Here is a 16,819-nt window from a genome sequence, read left to right on the forward strand (position 1 = left end):
ACCGATAAAACATATGCAGGCAACGATGAAAGCACAGCCAGGACGACGAGCGGGTATCCCAACCCTGCCACAGAAAACGCAGGCGCAAAAGGCTGATTTCGAGAAGAAACTAGCCCGCATCCGGCCCCAGCTACCCAAGCCTACGGTGGCAATTCTTTGCGCTATTCGGCCCGACCTCGACCCCGAAAGAGTGCAGAACGTGCTACGGACTCCGATTCGTCGCTATGATGACGAGATACTAAAGGCGCTAACCCTGCTGGCTGGCCCACTCCGAAAACCCTCTAAAGCAACCGCATAAAGCCATGAAAAAAGTACAGCTCTTTTGTTTCGAAGGCAAAGACATTCGTTCGTTGACGGATGAAAACGGCAACCCGTGGTTTGTAGCGGCGGATGTATGCCGCATCCTTGAATACAAGAAATCAACGACTGCCGTATTGGGCCTGCACTGCCGGCCGCAAGGGTGTACCAAGATGGTACTACCTTCCGCAGGGGGTAAACAAAGCACCCTTTTGATTAATGAAGGAAACCTCTACCGCTTGGCTGCCAAGTCAGAGATGCCACAGGCAGAGGTGTTTGAGGCGTGGATATTCGATGAGGTGCTACCCTCTCTGCGCAAGACAGGAACCTACTCGCTTCGTAGCCAGCTGTTGCCAGCGCCCCGCCAATGGGAGAAAACCTTCCCCTCGGAGTTTATGAAAAACGTGCTCAAGCTCTACGGGCAGAAGTACAACCCAAAGAAAGGCACTCCGCAGTTCGTAGGGCACTTCATCAATAAGTACGTCTATAACTGCATGGATAAGAACATGACCCGCGAGTTGAAAGCAGCCCGTGCCGCCTTCGCTGGGGATGATGAGGTGGCTTTCCTGCACCAGTTCTTAGGGGAGCCAGCACGCGAAGCTCTGCAAGCGCACATCATGTCAATAAATACTTTAATGGTTGCCAGTTCTGGCAAGGAGCATTTTGAATTGATGTTTGACCGGGTGTATGTGCATAAGAATCAACTTGAAATGATGCTGAAATAATGACGTTGCTGATTCAAGAATCTGAGAACCAGTTGGACGTGCTGTATCCGAATGAAGGGGAGGCCCCGCTGGTGAAGTTTGAGGGAGACCTTGCTTGTATTTCTTTTTTCGATGAGGGAACAGGGCGAGAGGTAACGATACAGATACACAAGGGCAATATTCTTTCGATTGCCAACCGCATCAAAGACGACCTCGCGGCAAGCCTTACTTCCTAAGAGCAATATTTTTTTGCTCAGTCTAAACGAAATATTGATAACGATGTATTGCGTATTACCGAAGTTTCGGTATACTTGCATCATCAACAGCGACACATCCCCTGCTGCGAGTACCTACCCCTACCATTAGTAACGAACGAGAGCCATGAACATCTACACAGAACGGCAAGGCATTCTAGTAACCGAGAAGGGCGCCATACACCTGCGCCATGATGGTGCCTTACGAGAAGTTAAGTCAGCCACCCCTTCTAGCGGGGATGCCTCCAATGCCTTCAATCTGTGGGCAGTGGAATTCACAGATGGCACAAAAGCCAGCATTGGGCAGCCAACAATGGGCGCGGCTCTTACTCGCCGGATGATGGAATGCCCCGCCAGCGTGATTGGCTTAGCTCAACACCCCGCCCACCCCTAAACACAAAGCGGCCCCTGTCGCCGTCGAAAACAACAGGGGCCGCTACCGGAAGAGAAACAGACTACGAATCCCAACTACTGCAAATCTAATGAATACCACCGCAACCACCGCGCCCCTGATGTGGGCAGCTGCTCCTGAAAAGCTCCGCATCAACCTAGCCGAGTACCGCTTCCTCGAACAAGCCGTGAACGATACGGCCATCGGCTGCAAGCGCGAAGCCATCCAAAGCATTGTCACCTACGCCAAGCTACACAGTGGCATGTGCCTGAAGGATGAAGCCGCCGCGCTGCTCTACAAGCTGGAAACGCAGCCCCAGCAACCCCGCCTAGCCTACGCCAACCGCTAACTGATTTACGACGATGAATACGCCTCGCTTGAATTGGATACTTAATACAGCTGTAGACCCCCTCAATAGCAACGGACGGTTGTCTACTCCTGCCAACTGCCCGACTATTCGCCCGTGGGTGGTTGCTCCTATTGAATGTGCAGATGGGACTACCCTTAGCGTGCAGGCCAGCAACTTCCACTATTGCTCTCCTCGCGAAGACCGCGGCCCCTATGAAGCGGTAGAGGTTGGTTTCCCTTCCTGTGAGGTTGGCTCAGACTGGCAACCATATAAGGATAGTAGTGAGAAGGCAGATACAGACACTGTCTTTGGCTACGTGCCGGTGGAGTTGGTTCGGGCCTTTATTGAAGCCCACGGCGGCGAAAAGGTCTAGCCATGTACCTGCCTCCCCACCTCTGCCGCCACGATTCGCTGACCCCAGCAGAACGCGACTACCTAGATAAGCTGGACTTGCCTACCCCTTTTAGCTGCAAGCTCTATAGTGCCATTGCTACGGCTGTCATCATGCGTCGGGTAGATGGCTACCACCTTGACGGAGCCGCCCCAGACTGGCAGACAGCCGCCCGCGATATCTACGAGGCCACGGCCACACTGGGAGAGGGGTTCGACCCCACCACGAAAACGCAAGGGTTCAACTACCTGACCTATCAGATAGCAGCCTACCGCCCAGATAAAGTACTGGCTTTGCTGATGCGAGTGGAGGCGGTGAAGAAAGAGTGGCGGGTGCAGACAGCCGCCAGCATGGTGAGCAGGGCTAGCGACTTGCCGGCCCGCACCGCCGACCGGGCCGGCCAACTGCAGCACGAAGCTGACGCCGCAAGAGTGACCAAAGAAACTGGATTGACTGATACCGAACGATACGCCGCCTAGCCATGAATACCTACCAACGCCTAGCCGCTGAACGCGACGCCCGCAAAGCAGAGTACGAGCGGCTCTGTCAGCAGAAGATGGAAGCTTTCGCCTCCTACCAGCAAGCCAGCCACGCCGCTGCAGTGGCCTTTGCGCAGGAGAATAAAGAGACAGAGGAGTACCTGAACAGTTCCTTTTTCACCGGCCCCGAGCCGCGGCTACTAACCCAACGGCTCGGATGAACTACCGCCCTCGCCTCTGCCGGGCCGCTGGCCTGACCCTCCCTCAACTCCTCAGCTTCTTTAAGTGCCTACAGGTATGATAATTCCTCAATTCACAATCCGACCGAACGCTGTCAGTTTTTGTGTCGCCACCGACTTGGGTGTTGAATCAACTATTGGATACCCTGCTAAAGTCCCTGCCCTGCCTGATACCGAATTCTTCTACCATATCCGGGCGGTGTCAGATGGTGGTAACGTGGCAGATATACACCGCCTAACAGAAGCCCGAACGGGCCGGGCTGCATTCGACGGCCTGAGTGCAGAAGACTTGCACATTCAAATCAATCGGCACCTGACTTACTACGGCCCTGACTCCCTGCTAAGCCAGATTCAGGTTTGCCCCTCTCTTATAGGTCGCCCCTGAGCCATGCCCACCCACCGCGACACCACGAAGCTGCTAGCCGCTGCCGTGACAGATAAACAGCAGGCCGCCCGCGCCTACATGCAGAGCCTGCCGCCGGTACCACCCCGGCCCAAACCCGCACCGGGCCTACCAGTGCAATGTGTTACCCGCCTCACCTAAACGAAAGGAGCCCGCACGGGCGCAATCCGGGCGGGCTCGATACTCCAACTATTAACGACTGCAAAGCTAATGGAAGATTACAAAGAGAATACGTGGTACCGCAATAGCGCAACCAACCTACTGTATATGGTAAGCAATAAAGGCACCCTCTCAAAGCCTAGTTGGACTAATGTGCTGACGGTACGGGTAGAGGCGGCGAACGATACACCCAGCGAAGAGGCAATCAAACTCACGGCCCGCCTTCACGCCTTCCTTCATCCTGACCCCAATGCGGTTACGCTGGATAGAGTCATTATCGGATATGTCCGGGTAATGGAGGACGGCCGGTTCTTTGGTCAGCTGGCAGGGGATAAGGCCCCTAGCGCCAACGCCCGCGCTACTAGGAAAGAAGCCTACGAAGATGTGTTACTGATGCACATGGGGCGGCCGGCTTATACACCAGAGGCAGTAGTGCCGTGGGATAGATGGGTATCGGTAAAGGACAAGCTGCCAGACTCGGAAGACTCCTATTTGGTATGCACTAGGGGAGAAAAAGGTAGCTCTATCTGGATAGCTGATTGGATGCCCGCTGGATATACAGATGAAGAGCCTGAGTACTCCGAATGGGTAGATGGTTATTTCAGCAACGAAGAGGGGGAAGCCGAGAACTCCATCACCCACTGGCAACCACTACCAACCGCACCCCGCCTACAGGCGCAGCAGCAGGAAGGAGGGGCCGAGTTATGATAGAGCGCATAGAAGAAGTAACCCAAGCGGTACTTAGGCGCACCTACTTGGTTAAGGCCGCCATTTTGAAGCCAGCGCGTGATTGCAAACATAGTGCAAGCATAGCCAGGTGTTTCAATGGGCTACCAGTGCCCTTGTTTGGCCCCGAACACGAAGACCAAGACATTATCGGCTTTCACTGGAGGCACTACCACTTAGACTGGCGCTTTGCCCCAACACAGGCCTTTTCAGCCGCCCGCAGTCTATACTGGGATGAGCAGCCAGGTATAGAAAAGGCGATGGTATTGACAGAGGAAGACATTATCCGCATTGAAGAGGTGGAAATGCAGATGAGGCGGCACGCCACCGCCTTCCCCATAAAAAAGGGGAATTGGCCTGAGCGGTTAGAGGCTGCTTATCTCCACCGCAAGCTAAAGCCAGGTATGGTGTGCCCGCACAAAGGAGCACGGCTTAGTTCCTGCAAAGTTGAAAATGGTTGTGTCACCTGCCCGCTTCACGGCCTGCGCTGGGATACTACAACCGGAAGTTTATCACCAGTCTACCCCACCCCCACGCCATGACCCAGCCCGCCCACTACAATGATATAGTCTGCCCCACACCCCGCTTATGGACCCGCCCGAGCTATACGGACGAGCAGAAGGAAGCGAGAGGCAAGCAGGGGGCAAAGTATGTAATCCTTTTCTCAGTCTTCCTAGCCGTGGTATCCGGCGGGTTGTGGAATCTGAAGCCCGAAGCCCAGCCGAAGCCAGAGAAGATAGAGGTAGCCGTAGGCACCCGACCCGCTGGGGGAGATAGGGGATGGTCCGAGCCGAAACTACCGCTGCAGCCATGAATACCAACGACATCGTGAAAGTAAACCGGCCCGGCCGCCAGATGAATGGCTGGGTCGGCAGGGTGCTAGAGCCCAGCCCAGATGACAATCTAATCTGGGTAGCCTTTGGGAAAGGAGGCGCCACGTTCGCCGCCCCCGATGAACGGACCTATAAAAAGACGGCCCACGCTCAACACAAGCTGTTGCCGCTCTCTCAACTCTCGAAAGTATGAACCATATCAAGAAACTAGGGCTCAGCAACCCACATAAGGAGCCCACTCAGCGGACTGTAGCCATACGCCAAGCCGTGTACCATGCCGGACTATCCACGCCCCGCGCCAACATCGCAGCAAAACCCAAAACGCGCCCCTCTGACCATCCGGACCCCGCCGTGCAGCACAAGGTGGCTGGACTAATCGGAGAGCTATCCGCTGGGGCTGTGATGATTGACCATGCAACCCGCGGGCTGGTCCCGATGGGGCTGTTTCGCCACGAAGCCAAACGCGCCCTGAATGAGCTGGTCAAGCTCTCTGATACGCTCATAGCCGCCATGCAGGCACAGTTCGATATGGAGGATGCCGACGCCACCAACGCCATTAGTGATGCCCTGGGGCTGTGCGGTGAGAAGTTCTGCCAGCTGAACCCGGCGCAAATGGATGCGGTGCTGCGCCACATGGACGAGATGATCCGCCTCAACATTGCCTACGTGCCTTCCCCTACTACCCCTGATTCTTCCCTGTCATGAAATACAATCCCACGATCAACTGCGCTGCCTTTTCCACGGCTGACTTAACTAAGCGCCTCTCTCACCTAGAAGATATGGCCGCCGGGCTAACCCGCCCGGATATGTCTCCTAACCTGCATATAGAGCGGGAGCGCATCGAGCAAGCTCTAAAGCAGCGGGAACTGAAGGCCCGCACCTACCCCAGCCAGATGGCAACCCCACAAGACCCGACAAAGCCCCGCATTACGGCTCGTGTCGGTGCCAACACCCGCGGCGGTTCGGCGGCTTCTCTCTCCTATGGCTTTACTAAGTAAGTAGTATGTGCTCCCGACTTGATTTCTCCCAAGTACTTGATTACCGCGGCACCCATAAGCACCCGCACTATGCCACCCGTAGCGCCGCTGGACTGGATCTAACCGCCGAAATAGAAGCACCAATTGAACTACCCCCGTTTGGGCGGTGCCTGGTGCCGACTGGCTTGTGGCTGCGGCTGCCTGAAAACAGTGAAATGCAGATCCGCCCTCGCTCTGGTCTTGCTGTGAAGCATGGGGTAACAGTGCTCAACACCCCTGGTACGGTAGATCCTGATTACCGGGACGAAGTGATGGTGCTACTGATTAACTGCGGTAATGAGCCTTTCACCATTGAACCCGGTGCCAGGATTGCCCAGGGGGTACTCTCCCCAGTGCTGCGGGCGGTGCAGGGCTTTACGGCTGACACGAAGGAGCGAACCGGCGGTCTTGGCTCTACTGGACAATGAGCAGCAAGACATTGAATTACCTCTCCCTGGTTACGAACCTGGGAGGGGCCTTCATCTTCGTCACTTCTCCGACACCTGCTTATGCTATCATCTTCGGCATAGCGGCAGCAGTTGATATCATCCGGCTTACCCTACAGGATGCCCCAGCGGATGAAGATGATTACGACCCGTGGCAACCACAATAGGTTCTAGCCTCCCCCTAGTGGGGGTTACTTGGTGGGGGAGGGGAGTTCTATCGGGCCGTGTTCCTTTTCATAGGCGGCAATGGCATCCTCAATCAGAAGGCGCACAAAGTCGCTGGGTTTGCGCCGCTCGTGCTTGGCCACTGCCTCCAGCTTGCGCTTCATTTCTTCATCCACACGAACGGGGTACACCTGCTTTGCCATAGTGCAAAGGTATACGGATGAAAATAATTATTGACAATCGTTGTCAAACGTAATACGTTTGCGTATATTCGTAATACGCAAGAGCGAATACCCTGGCAGGGGAATGACGCGAGAAACAGGCTGTCCACTACCAGCCTTTGCAACGACTTCAACTAGGGCTGCCACCCTTCAACCCGAAGCCGGTTTAGCCTTCCTGTAGTGGGGAGGGCGGCCGGCTTCATTATTGGCAGAGACATGAAAACCTATAGCCAACTACAGCAGGAAAATGAGTTGCTACGGCGTCTTGCCTGCATGTTGATGCAGACAGAAACCATCCCAGGTTTGGTATCTGAGGTGGCTGCCCTACGCGACCAACAGCCGACCCCTGAACCGGAGTCAAGCCCTGACCCGGAGCCGCTGCAACTCAAGCTGCGTGTTAAGGCAGAAGCTTATGAGTACCGCATCTATGAGCTTGAAATAGCCTACATGATGCAGGATGCAGACACCGCTGAAAGCGAGGCGGCACGGACCATGATGGAGCGCGTAACCGCCAACTACCACAGGGACTACCCAGGCCGGCCGCTGAATCCCAAGCCCCGACCCGATGCCGCGCCAACAGGGTGGGCAACAGTGCGAGGCCCGGGCGATGGGCAGTCAAAGAAGGCTCGCAAGCCCTACACGCGGAAGGTTAAACCCTCTGACGCTGCCGCCGCATGAAGTCGCCCGCCTTTCAATGGTACGCGGCTGACTACCTAGCCGACGAGCGGGTAATGCTGCTGAGCCTCGAATCAGAGGCCGCCTACGTCCGCCTCCTGAACTACTGCTGGCGAGAGGGTAGTATTCCCGCCAAACCTGAGTTGTGCGTACCGATGTGTAAGTACGCCGATGTGAAGGTGATTAAGCCCGCGCTGGCCTTGTTTATCAAGTCGCCTTCTCTGCCGGGTCGCTTGATTCACAAGCGCTTAGAAGAGGAAAGAGCCAAGCAGGAATCGTTTCGGGAGAAGCAAGCTGAGAACGGCAAGAGGGGCGGAAGACCCCGAAAAGCCACAGCTAACCCAGATGAAACCCAAACAAAAGGGTTGGGTTTTTTTGGCGAAACCCAAATGGAACCCAAAAAAAGCTCTTCATCTTCTACTTCATCTTCTAATACGTCTAACGACGTAGCGCCGCCGGTCGAGGTCCAACAACCTCCTAAAAGCTTGACGCCCGAACAACAAGCTGTGCGGGCGCTGACCGACCCCGACGATGAACAACACTGGTCCGTCGGCCCGCTGACCAAGCCCCACGTCTTCAAAGTCATTTGCGAACGGCACGGCTACCTCGACATCGACTTCGAGTACTACCGTCGGGCCGCCCTGGTCGCCGCCGAAGATGACGACACCAGCCGGACAATCAAGCAGTGGAACACCTGGGTACGGCGCTTCCTCGAAAACCAGGGCAAAGGTGGTCCCCTCCTCAAACCGACGGCCGGCCACACCCTACCCAGCAAGCCCACCCCGAAAGACCTGCTGCCCAAGCCCGGACAGGAAACCCCCGGCCAGCGCATCTACATCGACGGCGTACCGGGTGACCAGAACATGGACCGGATGAAAGCCGCCTCCTACCTGAAGCACTTCCCGAAAGCCGTCGTCGTCTCGCTGGCCTATCCGCAGAACCCCTACCAAAACCAACCCGGCCGATGAACCTGCCCGACCCCAAAGAACTGGAAGACGCCCGCTGGCAGCAGGAGTTTGCCGGTCGCAAGCTGGCTGAGTTCGTGGCCACGATGCGGGAAGCCCTACAAACGCCCCCGGCTGACACCCCGACGGCCCGCGCCCGCTACGACCGCAACCTTGCCTTCCTCCGAGCCCTGGAGTTCTTCCTCACCTCCAACGCCTCCCTGCTGAATCTGCTCGACCAGCGCGAAGAGGAAATGAACCTGGAAATGGTAGACGCCCAATTCAAGTACACGCAGATGGCCCTGGACCGCGACTTCTACCAGCGCGAGGCGCAGAGTGCCAACGCCCGCTACTACCAAGAGCAAGACCTCTACAAGCTGCTGCAAGGCCGCTTCACTCAAAACGTTCCGACCGATGTCTAACCGCCGCTACAACCCCAACCCGCTGGCGGCCCTGGAACCCGCCCCGCTACCGGGCCGCACTATCCGCCCGCAAGCAGCGCCTAGCATACCAGCCACGGTGCCCTTGCCCATTCAGACCTTAGAGGATATTCTGGCCGCCGCCACCGACTTCTACTTGCGGGGAACGGGCAACGGCGAAACCACCCACTGGCCTTGCCTCGACGAGTTTTGGACCTGGCTTCGCAAAGAGATAACCGCCATCACGGGTTATGCCAATCAGGGCAAGAGCCGCTGGATTATGTCGGTAATGCTCCTCAAAGCCGTGTTTAGCAACTGGCGCTTTATTGTCTGCATCCCAGAGAATGAAGACGACTTCTACGTGGAAATGGCCGAAATCCTGGTCGGTCGCACGGCTAACCTGAAGTTTGAATCCAACCGGATGAGCCTCGACGAGCTGCAAGACGCTATACGCTGGCTCTACGACCACTTCCGCGTCGTGACTACGCCCGACGGAGCCACCCCGGCCCAACTACTAGACCGCTTTGCCGAGCTGCACGCAGAAGAACCCTTCGACGCCCTGCTGATTGACCCGTGGAACCAGCTAACCCACGAATTCCAGAGCCGGGAAGACCTCTACTTGTCTCAGCAGTTCAGCCTACTCAAGCGCTTTGCCATTCGGCACAACATGGCAGTGGTTATCACTGCCCACCCTGGCGGCGACGTGAAGGACAAGCAGGGCAAGCTAACCGTGCCCAATGCTTATTCTATCAGCGGCGGCAAGATGTGGGCGAACAAGTTCGACAACGTGCTGGCCGTCTTTCGGCCCAACTTCCCCGACCCGGAAGTGGAACTCTGGATTCACAAAATTAAGAAGCGCGGTCGCGTCGGGAAGCCTGGACAGTTGGACCTACTCTACGACGTGAAGCAGGCCCGCTACTTCCCTGTGATAGGCGACGCACAGCACCCGCTGGAAACCTGCCAGTTCAACGCACCCGGCACCCCGCCCCGGATTGACCAGTTCCCGCCGTCGGATTTCGATGAGGAACCACCCTTCTAGCCCCCTCCTTCCCCCATGCAAGTACTACGAGACGATAACGCCGCCTAACCTCAACCCACAACATTTCGCAATCACATGGAAGAGTTTGAAATCACAGGGCAAGACACCCTAATCGCAGTAGGCAAGTTCAATAGCAAAGCAGAAGCTATTGAGCAGTTTCGAAAAGACCACCCAGGTTATAGCATAACCGCTATCAATGATGAAATAGTGATTGGTTGGTATGAATATTCTGGGCTTCCGGTATTTGAGGGAGACGACTACGTGACGGATGAGGAGGGGTGCTACTTCACTCGACAAGAGGCCGAAGCGCTAGGCGAATAGATGCCTAGCCCCCTCCCCAATTGCAAGTAGTGAACAACCCCCGATGCCATGCCTCTATCTCCAGAACACCGCGCCATTATGGATGAAGTAAATGCCGCTTACGAGCAGGCTATGAATGCCCCTCTTCGCCGGGATAAGTGCTTTAGCTGGCAGCAACTCACCGTCGGTCAAGCCCTCAGCCGCATGTATGTCGCTGGACTACGAGCCGCCCAGGCCGGGGTGAGCGGCAATATCCACGAATGGCACATTGAAAACGCCAAAGAGACACACGACTAGCCCTCTTTCCCCCTCCCCTTGTGAACCTAAAGGCCAAACGCCACCAGACTTATGAACCAAGCCACACTAGCCAAAGCCAAAGAGCTTGACCAAAAGATTGCCACCACCAATGAGGAATTAGCCAGCTTCCAGAAGCCGGGTATCATCATTCGGGTATACACTAATGAATCCGACTTCACGCTTTTAACAACCATCGGAACAGGTGGAAACTGCGAACATCCTGACGCAGAGGCAGCGCGAGAGTTTTTAGCCAAGCTGATAGCCCGCCGGCAAGACGATTCGGCGAAGTTGCACGAGCAGTTCAACGCACTCTAACCCCTTTTCTTACCAATGGAACAGCAGAGAATAGAGGAGATACGCCAGCGCCTGCAAGCGGCAACACCAGGGCCGTGGTTTGTTGCCGATGGATTAGTGATGGCAAAGTATGAAGCTGGCATAAACCAGAAGATTACCGCTGATTATGAGGCTTGCCCTGTGATGCCGGAAGATGCCGAACTGATTGCCCACGCCCCCAGCGACATTCAATACCTACTCGACCAGCTCCACCACGCCACACAGGAAGCGGAAGGGCAATGGGATATTCAAAAGCTAGAAACGCAAGCAGAAGTACTGAAGCTGATTCTCTACGAATGTGAGTTTGAGCCAGCCCGTGCAACGGATGATGAGTTTAGAAAAGGGAGGCTGTTTGAGCGTGAGCTAGTTGCAAAGTGGGTGAAAGGTCAGATAGCACAAGTCGAGAGAGGCTTGGTAATCGCCCGGGCCGCTGCCCCAGCAAGTAAGGGAGGGGAGGAAGGAGGGGTGAAGGAATGAGCGACAATCTTATTACCGGAAACGAGTTGGCCGCTTTGGTATTAGCCGCCCTGCCCAATGCTGAGAAGGTCACCATTGTCGAAATCCAAGACCACGGGGTTGTGTTTGATTGGGCTGGCTATGGCTTTCGATACGCCCAAGGGGAAACAATGCGCTTCCACTTTACAGGCAAGACAGCCAAGGAATTCATTGTCTGGCAGTATGCAAAGATGAGCCCTCAAAGCCGCAGACCTCCTTGCTGGACAAATGCCACTGACCTATGTACTCTTATGCGTGCCCTATTTCGTCAACGCTGGACGCCATACGTGCGGCATGAATTAGATACCAGCTTGAAGGTGAACGAGGCTGAGCAAGTGGTGTCCGAGGCTAAGGTTATTCAGTTCACTTCAACATGACCAGCGCCGAGTATCAGGCCCTGTACGGCAAGGGTGCCGCTAAAACGCCGGGAAATACACCTCTAAGACACGAACCCGACCCGCCTGCACCATCGCCCCAACCGGAACCCGCGAAGGCCACAGAGCCAAGAAAACAGAGCAATCGTCGGAGTACCGAAGAGAGGGAGAGACAACAAGCCCCCGCCCGACTACGCCCCGCCTGTGACGTGACCACCTGGGAAGGGTTGGATGGATTCCGATTCGTCGCGCACTCCCTCACGAAAGAACAGGCTGAAGGGCTACTAGAAACCGCCCGTAATCTGGGCATATGCGTCCAACCTTAAGCAACAGACAAAGCCATGAAGACTTTTCTAGGAGACTCCAACATCCCATCCTTCAAGATTATCGGCACTATTCAGGCTCTACAATCCTTCGAGGCCGAATGCAAACAAATGGGGCTACAGGTCTCAAAAGCTAACTCCTACTTCCGGGACGATTACGAACACTGCCTGATGCCCTGCTATGCTTACGACAAAAAGCAACCCCGCAATATCAAGCTGCAAACCCTGTCGGCTGATGTATACCGTGCCGATGTGGTGTACGACTTAGCTACCGACCATGACCTCGCGCTGGCTATGGTGGAAGTTATTCAATCCGTTGCCGAGGAATGGCAGCCCACTAAGTGAATCTGGGCATACGGGTATCCTAACAACGAAACCGATAGAACGAGATGGAACTAACACGAGAACAGATTGAGCAGATGCCCGCCGGCCGGGAGATGGATATACTATTGGCTAAGATGCTTTATCCAGAACGTAATTTTGATGAGGACTATACCCGAGAGCCTGGCAAGGGTAATTGGTATATGATACCGAATTATTCAACCTACATAGCCGCCGCATGGAAGATTATAGAACACTTCGAAACCAAAGGCTACCTAATAGATCTGACCCGGGCTAAGGACTTTGAGACAGGGGAATACCCCTACGTAGCCGAGGTGTGGGATATACAAAACGGGCCAGGCCGGGAGACTCGGGCCGCTAACGCCCCGCTGGCTATCTGCCGAGTTGCCTTGCTTACGATTGCTCATGAATTCTACGATATAGGATGAATAAGCCACCCCACTCCACCAGTAGACCCCGGCCCTGCTTCCTTCCGACAAGTACCCGGACTACACCAGAGAGCCCGGGCAGTTATTTCGCCCGGTCGGCTGGCCGGCCCCCTCGCTTCGTTGGTACAGGTCTGGCACCGGTAAACATTGGGCCTGTACCATGGAGCACCCAGTCTGTGCGCAAGTGCAGCGCCTCGCAGGCCTTAAGGAAGTTGTCAATCTTCATGCTCTGCTTGCCCAGTTCAAACTGCCCAATGGTCTGCAGAGATACACCCACCTCGTCGGCCACGGCTTTTAGGGAAGCCCCGGCCGCTATCCGCCCCTCTTTGAAGCGACGTTGATAGGCTGTCGGTGTAAATTCCTGCTTTACTTCTGGGAGGGTATCATGCTGAACCATAGGATTTGCGTACCTTAGCGGGGCGCAAATATCACATTAAATATCACATTCGCATGCTGAAGAATAGCAATCCTCAACAAATGTGGGTGACCGGTCAGACCAAAAACGCCTTTGAGCAGTTGCGCCGGCCAGGGGAACAGTTATACCAAACCGCCGAACGGATAGCCCAAGCCGCTGCCCGTCGACAGAAGCCGAAACCGGGACAGCCATGAAGCTGAAAGACAAATACCCGCAGTTGCAAGACCCTGCCGTGGTAAAGTCCATGGTCGTCCGGTCGGTGTACGCCTCTATGGCGCTGGAAAACCAGACGGTGCCGCTGGAACGGATAGAGCAGTTGTACGAGCAGACAATTCCTCCCAAGAAGTAACTCTAGCCCCAGTCGAACCCGCTGGGGCTTTTTGCTGTCCTGTTGTTAAAGTATTACTTTAACTTTGGTAGCACATTTTAACCGTTTTCAGGCCATGAGCACTGAGAGTCAACCCAAGGCGGGGCGCCCGTCGGAGTACACGCTGGAGCTGGTGCAGAAGATTTGCAGCCGCATTGCCAACGGAGAGAGCCTGCGTAGTATTTGCCAGGAAGAAACCATGCCCGGAAAGAGTACCGTCATGGAATGGCTAGCCGCGCACGAACATTTCCGGACCATCTATGCGCAGGCGCGCGAGGTGCAGGCCGACCACATGGCCGAGGAGATACTGGATATTGCCGACGATGATAGCCGAGACATCATTGAGATAGAGACCGGAGAGGAAGGCAAGACCTATACCCGTGAGCAGTTCACAGCCACCACGCGGGCTAAGCTCAAGATAGATGCGCGCTTTAAGTTGATGGCCCTGTTGGCGCCAAAGAAGTACGGCACGAAGCACTTGGATGTAACTACCGACGGGCAGGCAATCACCTGGAACGAGCAGCGCACCTATGCACCTGACCCTGAAACAAACTAGGGCCCTCGACCTGCTGGAAGACCACACCAACGGCGTGTCTGAAATCCTATTTGGGGGTGGAGCCGGCGGGGGTAAGTCCCAGGTAGGCGCGTACTGGTTGGGTAAGTCAGCCCTGAAGTATCCCGGCACCCGGTGGCTGATGGCCCGAAAGGATATCATCACGCTCAAGGAGACCACGCTGGTATCGTTCTTCGACGTGATGAAGCGGCAAGGCGCTACGGGCCTCTATCAGTACAGTGAAAACCGGAATGAAATCCGTTTCAAGAATGGCTCTATCATTCTACTCAAGGAACTTAAGTACAAGCCTTCCGATGAACAGTACGACTCGTTGGGTTCCCTGGAGATAACCGGCGGCTTCATTGACGAGATACCGCAGATTACCCAGAAGGCTTGGCAGGTAGCCAAGTCCCGTATCCGCTATAAGCTTGATGACTTTGGCCTGAGCCCGAAGCTACTCGGCAGCTGCAACCCCTCAAAAGCCTGGGTGTATGCCTACTTCTACAAAGCGCAGAAGGAAGGCAAGCTCGAACCGCACAAAGCATTTATACAATCCCTGCTGACGGATAACCCGCACATCAGCAAGCACTACCTGGAGAACCTGCGCACCATGGACCAGGCCAGCCGGGAAAGACTGATGCTCGGCAACTGGGAGTACGACGACGACCCCACGGCCTTGATGGGGTATGATGCTATCTGTGACCTCTTCCGTAACCAACACGTTCCAACAGGGCTCGGCTACATCACGGCCGACATTGCCCGGATGGGCGACGACAAGACCGTTATCCGCGTCTGGAGCGGCTGGCGCAACGTTCACACCCTGCGCCTAGCCAAGAAGGACACCCGGGAGGTAGCTGCGGAAATCCTTAAGCTGGCTATCAAGTACCAGGTGCCCATGTCGCGCGTGGTAGTGGATGAGGACGGGGTAGGGGGCGGCGTGCGCGACCAACTGCCCGGGGCGAAAGGCTTCCTCAACGGCAGCAGCGCCGTGAAGGTGGCCGGCGAAAAGGAAAACTACGAGAACCTGAAGACCCAGTGCGGCTACCGACTTGCCAAGCGGGTGAACGAGGGGAGTATCTGGGTAGTCAACGCCACAGTAGAAGAACAAGAACAGCTCACCGAAGAAATGGAGCAGGTCAAGCGCCGGGATGCCGACAAGGACGGCCCCTTGCGTCTGCAGCCCAAGCAGGTCATGGCCCAGGCCTTGGGCCGCTCTCCTGACTGGTGGGATGCGCTGATGATGCGAGAGTACTTTGAGCTGGTGGGCAACTACCAAGGTCTGCTGTAGGCAACTACTTGCTTTTATTTAAACATGATTGATCTTGATATTTTGCGGTAAAATGCTTATTTTAATATAAATAAAACAATAAGTCTTATGGATAGATTTTGGAACAAAGTCGATAAAACGAATGATTGCTGGGTGTGGAATGGTGGGTTGAATAGCTCGGGCTATGGGTAAATCACAATTGCCTCAAAGAAGGTACTGGTGCATCGCTTTTCTTTTGAGCAATCCAATGGGGAAGTGGCGCCTGGGACTGTTATCTGCCATACTTGTGACAATAGACGCTGTGTGAATCCGTCTCACCTGTTTGCTGGAAGCGTGCAGGATAATGTGGATGACAAAATGCGCAAACGCCGCCATGCTGGGCAAAACAAAACACATTGTCGGAAAGGTCACGAATACAGCGAAAGCAATACATATCACAGTAATGGGCGAAGATATTGCCGTGCCTGCATTAAAGCAGCAAAGAAGGTTGGGGCATAACCCAACCTTTATTTTTGGAAAATGTTAAAGTATTACTTTAACTTCGCTCGCTAAAGTTCTACTTTTCAACTTCATCAGAAGACAACATGGCAACTTGCGACCTCCCACTCGTAGCAGTGGACAACGACGCCAAGAACTGCGACGGCTCTGGCAATCCGATTCCTGCGCTGGGTACGCAGATTCCGGTTATTTTCTACCAGGACATGGAAGGCACCGCCCCTGACCTGACTACTCAGGCTGGCGCGCAGGCCGCCATGACGGCCACCGGTGTTAACCAGGTGTTTATCCTCAAGAACCTGGCGGTGGGTATCGTGCCTGCCCCGACGGATCAAACCCTGACGGGGAATGATGTGCCCTACGGCGCTACCATCCTCACCAACCGCACCCGCACCATGACGGCCCGGGCGCAGTACCCCACCAATGCCACCCACGCGGCTGTTTCCCAGCACAACCAAGCTCAGCGCCCCGTGCGTGTGTGGTTGCTGGACAACAACGACTACCTACAGGGCCCTTGGGAGAATGCTTCCATTGTGTTTGGTGGACTAGAGCGCCCCGGTCTGGGTCAGGCTATCCCCGCTAACTACCCGCTGACGGTGACTTTCGACAGCATTGCCGAGGCTCCCGTGTCGGCTGCGCAGCTCAAGTTCCTGAAGTCTCTGACCAACGCTTAATCCTAG

The 16,819-nt window shown here is 55.3% G+C and carries 34 protein-coding genes; 32 read left to right on the plus strand and 2 right to left on the minus strand.

Going from position 1 to position 16,819, the window contains the following annotated elements; genetic code table 11:
• Positions 1-25 precede the first annotated feature (25 nt).
• The 16 genes from DNI29_RS04270 (at position 26) to DNI29_RS04350 (ending at position 6,854) form a co-directional block, all read left to right on the plus strand.
• Complete coding sequence (locus DNI29_RS04270) at positions 26-298, plus strand: hypothetical protein (RefSeq protein WP_123823064.1); 273 nt, start codon at positions 26-28, stop codon at positions 296-298.
• Between the two features lie 4 nt (positions 299-302).
• Positions 303-1,022 (plus strand): BRO family protein, encoded by a 720-nt coding sequence (locus DNI29_RS04275; protein ID WP_110976807.1) that lies wholly within the window; start codon positions 303-305, stop codon positions 1,020-1,022.
• Positions 1,022-1,237 carry a hypothetical protein gene (locus DNI29_RS04280; protein ID WP_110976808.1) on the plus strand — a complete coding sequence of 72 codons (216 nt, stop codon included), beginning with the start codon at positions 1,022-1,024 and terminating at the stop codon, positions 1,235-1,237. The genes DNI29_RS04275 and DNI29_RS04280 overlap by 1 nt, the downstream gene beginning before the upstream one ends.
• Before the next feature lie 145 nt (positions 1,238-1,382).
• Positions 1,383-1,649: a hypothetical protein gene (locus DNI29_RS04285; protein ID WP_110976809.1), complete on the plus strand. Its 267-nt coding sequence runs from the start codon at positions 1,383-1,385 to the stop codon at positions 1,647-1,649.
• A gap of 88 nt (positions 1,650-1,737) precedes the next feature.
• Positions 1,738-1,995 (plus strand): hypothetical protein, encoded by a 258-nt coding sequence (locus DNI29_RS04290; protein ID WP_110976810.1) that lies wholly within the window; start codon positions 1,738-1,740, stop codon positions 1,993-1,995.
• 13 nt (positions 1,996-2,008) lie between these two features.
• On the plus strand, positions 2,009-2,368 hold the full coding sequence (locus DNI29_RS04295) for a hypothetical protein (RefSeq protein ID WP_123823065.1): 360 nt from the start codon (positions 2,009-2,011) through the stop codon (positions 2,366-2,368).
• A 2-nt stretch (positions 2,369-2,370) separates the two neighbouring features.
• Positions 2,371-2,865: a hypothetical protein gene (locus DNI29_RS04300; RefSeq protein WP_110976812.1), complete on the plus strand. Its 495-nt coding sequence runs from the start codon at positions 2,371-2,373 to the stop codon at positions 2,863-2,865.
• Between the two features lie 2 nt (positions 2,866-2,867).
• Positions 2,868-3,086 carry a hypothetical protein gene (locus DNI29_RS04305; RefSeq protein WP_110976813.1) on the plus strand — a complete coding sequence of 73 codons (219 nt, stop codon included), beginning with the start codon at positions 2,868-2,870 and terminating at the stop codon, positions 3,084-3,086.
• 406 nt (positions 3,087-3,492) lie between these two features.
• Positions 3,493-3,648, plus strand: coding sequence for a hypothetical protein (locus DNI29_RS24420; RefSeq protein WP_162303501.1), 156 nt, complete (start codon positions 3,493-3,495; stop codon positions 3,646-3,648).
• A 69-nt stretch (positions 3,649-3,717) separates the two neighbouring features.
• Complete coding sequence (locus tag DNI29_RS04315; RefSeq protein WP_110976815.1) at positions 3,718-4,374, plus strand: DUF551 domain-containing protein; 657 nt, start codon at positions 3,718-3,720, stop codon at positions 4,372-4,374.
• 422 nt (positions 4,375-4,796) lie between these two features.
• A complete protein-coding gene (locus DNI29_RS25305; protein WP_369073969.1) occupies positions 4,797-4,934 on the plus strand; it encodes a Rieske (2Fe-2S) protein in 138 nt (45 codons plus the stop codon).
• 268 nt (positions 4,935-5,202) lie between these two features.
• Positions 5,203-5,418, plus strand: coding sequence for a hypothetical protein (locus tag DNI29_RS04330; RefSeq protein WP_110976818.1), 216 nt, complete (start codon positions 5,203-5,205; stop codon positions 5,416-5,418).
• Entirely contained in the window at positions 5,415-5,930 is a 516-nt protein-coding gene (locus tag DNI29_RS04335) for a hypothetical protein (RefSeq protein WP_110976819.1), read from the plus strand. Before DNI29_RS04330 ends, DNI29_RS04335 begins: the two co-directional genes overlap by 4 nt.
• Positions 5,927-6,223 (plus strand): hypothetical protein, encoded by a 297-nt coding sequence (locus DNI29_RS04340; RefSeq protein WP_110976820.1) that lies wholly within the window; start codon positions 5,927-5,929, stop codon positions 6,221-6,223. The genes DNI29_RS04335 and DNI29_RS04340 overlap by 4 nt, the downstream gene beginning before the upstream one ends.
• A 5-nt stretch (positions 6,224-6,228) precedes the next feature.
• Positions 6,229-6,669, plus strand: coding sequence for a dUTP diphosphatase (gene dut / locus DNI29_RS04345; protein ID WP_110976821.1), 441 nt, complete (start codon positions 6,229-6,231; stop codon positions 6,667-6,669).
• Positions 6,666-6,854, plus strand: coding sequence for a hypothetical protein (locus DNI29_RS04350; protein ID WP_110976822.1), 189 nt, complete (start codon positions 6,666-6,668; stop codon positions 6,852-6,854). The genes dut and DNI29_RS04350 overlap by 4 nt, the downstream gene beginning before the upstream one ends.
• Before the next feature lie 24 nt (positions 6,855-6,878).
• On the opposite strand, the gene DNI29_RS24430 is transcribed toward DNI29_RS04350, so the two are convergent.
• Positions 6,879-7,055 (minus strand): hypothetical protein, encoded by a 177-nt coding sequence (locus DNI29_RS24430; protein WP_162303504.1) that lies wholly within the window; start codon positions 7,053-7,055, stop codon positions 6,879-6,881.
• A gap of 234 nt (positions 7,056-7,289) precedes the next feature.
• On the opposite strand from DNI29_RS24430, the gene DNI29_RS04355 reads away from it, so the two are divergent.
• From DNI29_RS04355 to DNI29_RS04405, 11 genes are all read left to right on the plus strand, one after another.
• Positions 7,290-7,751 (plus strand): hypothetical protein, encoded by a 462-nt coding sequence (locus DNI29_RS04355; protein WP_123823066.1) that lies wholly within the window; start codon positions 7,290-7,292, stop codon positions 7,749-7,751.
• Positions 7,748-8,716, plus strand: coding sequence for a DUF1376 domain-containing protein (locus DNI29_RS04360; protein ID WP_110976824.1), 969 nt, complete (start codon positions 7,748-7,750; stop codon positions 8,714-8,716). The genes DNI29_RS04355 and DNI29_RS04360 overlap by 4 nt, the downstream gene beginning before the upstream one ends.
• Positions 8,713-9,114, plus strand: a complete 402-nt coding sequence (locus tag DNI29_RS04365; protein ID WP_110976825.1) for a hypothetical protein — start codon at positions 8,713-8,715, stop codon at positions 9,112-9,114. The genes DNI29_RS04360 and DNI29_RS04365 overlap by 4 nt, the downstream gene beginning before the upstream one ends.
• Complete coding sequence (locus DNI29_RS04370) at positions 9,107-10,150, plus strand: hypothetical protein (RefSeq protein WP_110976826.1); 1,044 nt, start codon at positions 9,107-9,109, stop codon at positions 10,148-10,150. The genes DNI29_RS04365 and DNI29_RS04370 overlap by 8 nt, the downstream gene beginning before the upstream one ends.
• Before the next feature lie 75 nt (positions 10,151-10,225).
• Positions 10,226-10,471: a hypothetical protein gene (locus DNI29_RS04375; protein ID WP_110976827.1), complete on the plus strand. Its 246-nt coding sequence runs from the start codon at positions 10,226-10,228 to the stop codon at positions 10,469-10,471.
• 48 nt (positions 10,472-10,519) lie between these two features.
• A complete protein-coding gene (locus DNI29_RS04380; protein WP_123823067.1) occupies positions 10,520-10,747 on the plus strand; it encodes a hypothetical protein in 228 nt (75 codons plus the stop codon).
• 51 nt (positions 10,748-10,798) lie between these two features.
• Entirely contained in the window at positions 10,799-11,062 is a 264-nt protein-coding gene (locus DNI29_RS04385; protein ID WP_110976829.1) for a hypothetical protein, read from the plus strand.
• Positions 11,063-11,077: 15 nt separating this feature from the next.
• On the plus strand, positions 11,078-11,557 hold the full coding sequence (locus DNI29_RS04390; RefSeq protein WP_110976830.1) for a hypothetical protein: 480 nt from the start codon (positions 11,078-11,080) through the stop codon (positions 11,555-11,557).
• Positions 11,554-11,952, plus strand: coding sequence for a hypothetical protein (locus tag DNI29_RS04395; protein WP_110976831.1), 399 nt, complete (start codon positions 11,554-11,556; stop codon positions 11,950-11,952). Before DNI29_RS04390 ends, DNI29_RS04395 begins: the two co-directional genes overlap by 4 nt.
• A gap of 338 nt (positions 11,953-12,290) precedes the next feature.
• A complete protein-coding gene (locus tag DNI29_RS04400; RefSeq protein ID WP_110976832.1) occupies positions 12,291-12,617 on the plus strand; it encodes a hypothetical protein in 327 nt (108 codons plus the stop codon).
• A 44-nt stretch (positions 12,618-12,661) separates the two neighbouring features.
• Positions 12,662-13,042, plus strand: coding sequence for a BC1872 family protein (locus DNI29_RS04405; RefSeq protein WP_110976833.1), 381 nt, complete (start codon positions 12,662-12,664; stop codon positions 13,040-13,042).
• Between the two features lie 82 nt (positions 13,043-13,124).
• Here DNI29_RS04405 and DNI29_RS04410 read toward each other — a convergent pair whose 3' ends face one another.
• Positions 13,125-13,439 carry a helix-turn-helix domain-containing protein gene (locus DNI29_RS04410; RefSeq protein ID WP_110976834.1) on the minus strand — a complete coding sequence of 105 codons (315 nt, stop codon included), beginning with the start codon at positions 13,437-13,439 and terminating at the stop codon, positions 13,125-13,127.
• 208 nt (positions 13,440-13,647) lie between these two features.
• Between DNI29_RS04410 and DNI29_RS24435 the strand changes: the two genes are divergently transcribed.
• The 5 genes from DNI29_RS24435 (at position 13,648) to DNI29_RS04435 (ending at position 16,813) form a co-directional block, all read left to right on the plus strand.
• On the plus strand, positions 13,648-13,806 hold the full coding sequence (locus DNI29_RS24435) for a hypothetical protein (RefSeq protein WP_162303505.1): 159 nt from the start codon (positions 13,648-13,650) through the stop codon (positions 13,804-13,806).
• Between the two features lie 94 nt (positions 13,807-13,900).
• Positions 13,901-14,380 (plus strand): terminase small subunit-like protein, encoded by a 480-nt coding sequence (locus tag DNI29_RS04420; protein WP_110976836.1) that lies wholly within the window; start codon positions 13,901-13,903, stop codon positions 14,378-14,380.
• On the plus strand, positions 14,355-15,665 hold the full coding sequence (locus tag DNI29_RS04425; RefSeq protein ID WP_110976837.1) for a phage terminase large subunit: 1,311 nt from the start codon (positions 14,355-14,357) through the stop codon (positions 15,663-15,665). Before DNI29_RS04420 ends, DNI29_RS04425 begins: the two co-directional genes overlap by 26 nt.
• A 198-nt stretch (positions 15,666-15,863) precedes the next feature.
• Positions 15,864-16,142, plus strand: a complete 279-nt coding sequence (locus tag DNI29_RS25310) for an HNH endonuclease (RefSeq protein WP_162303506.1) — start codon at positions 15,864-15,866, stop codon at positions 16,140-16,142.
• A gap of 86 nt (positions 16,143-16,228) precedes the next feature.
• A complete protein-coding gene (locus DNI29_RS04435) occupies positions 16,229-16,813 on the plus strand; it encodes a hypothetical protein (RefSeq protein ID WP_110976839.1) in 585 nt (194 codons plus the stop codon).
• Positions 16,814-16,819 lie beyond the last annotated feature (6 nt).

Origin of the sequence: Hymenobacter sediminis (genome assembly GCF_003231285.1) — a bacterium.
GTDB classification, from domain to species: Bacteria; Bacteroidota; Bacteroidia; order Cytophagales; family Hymenobacteraceae; genus Hymenobacter; species Hymenobacter sediminis.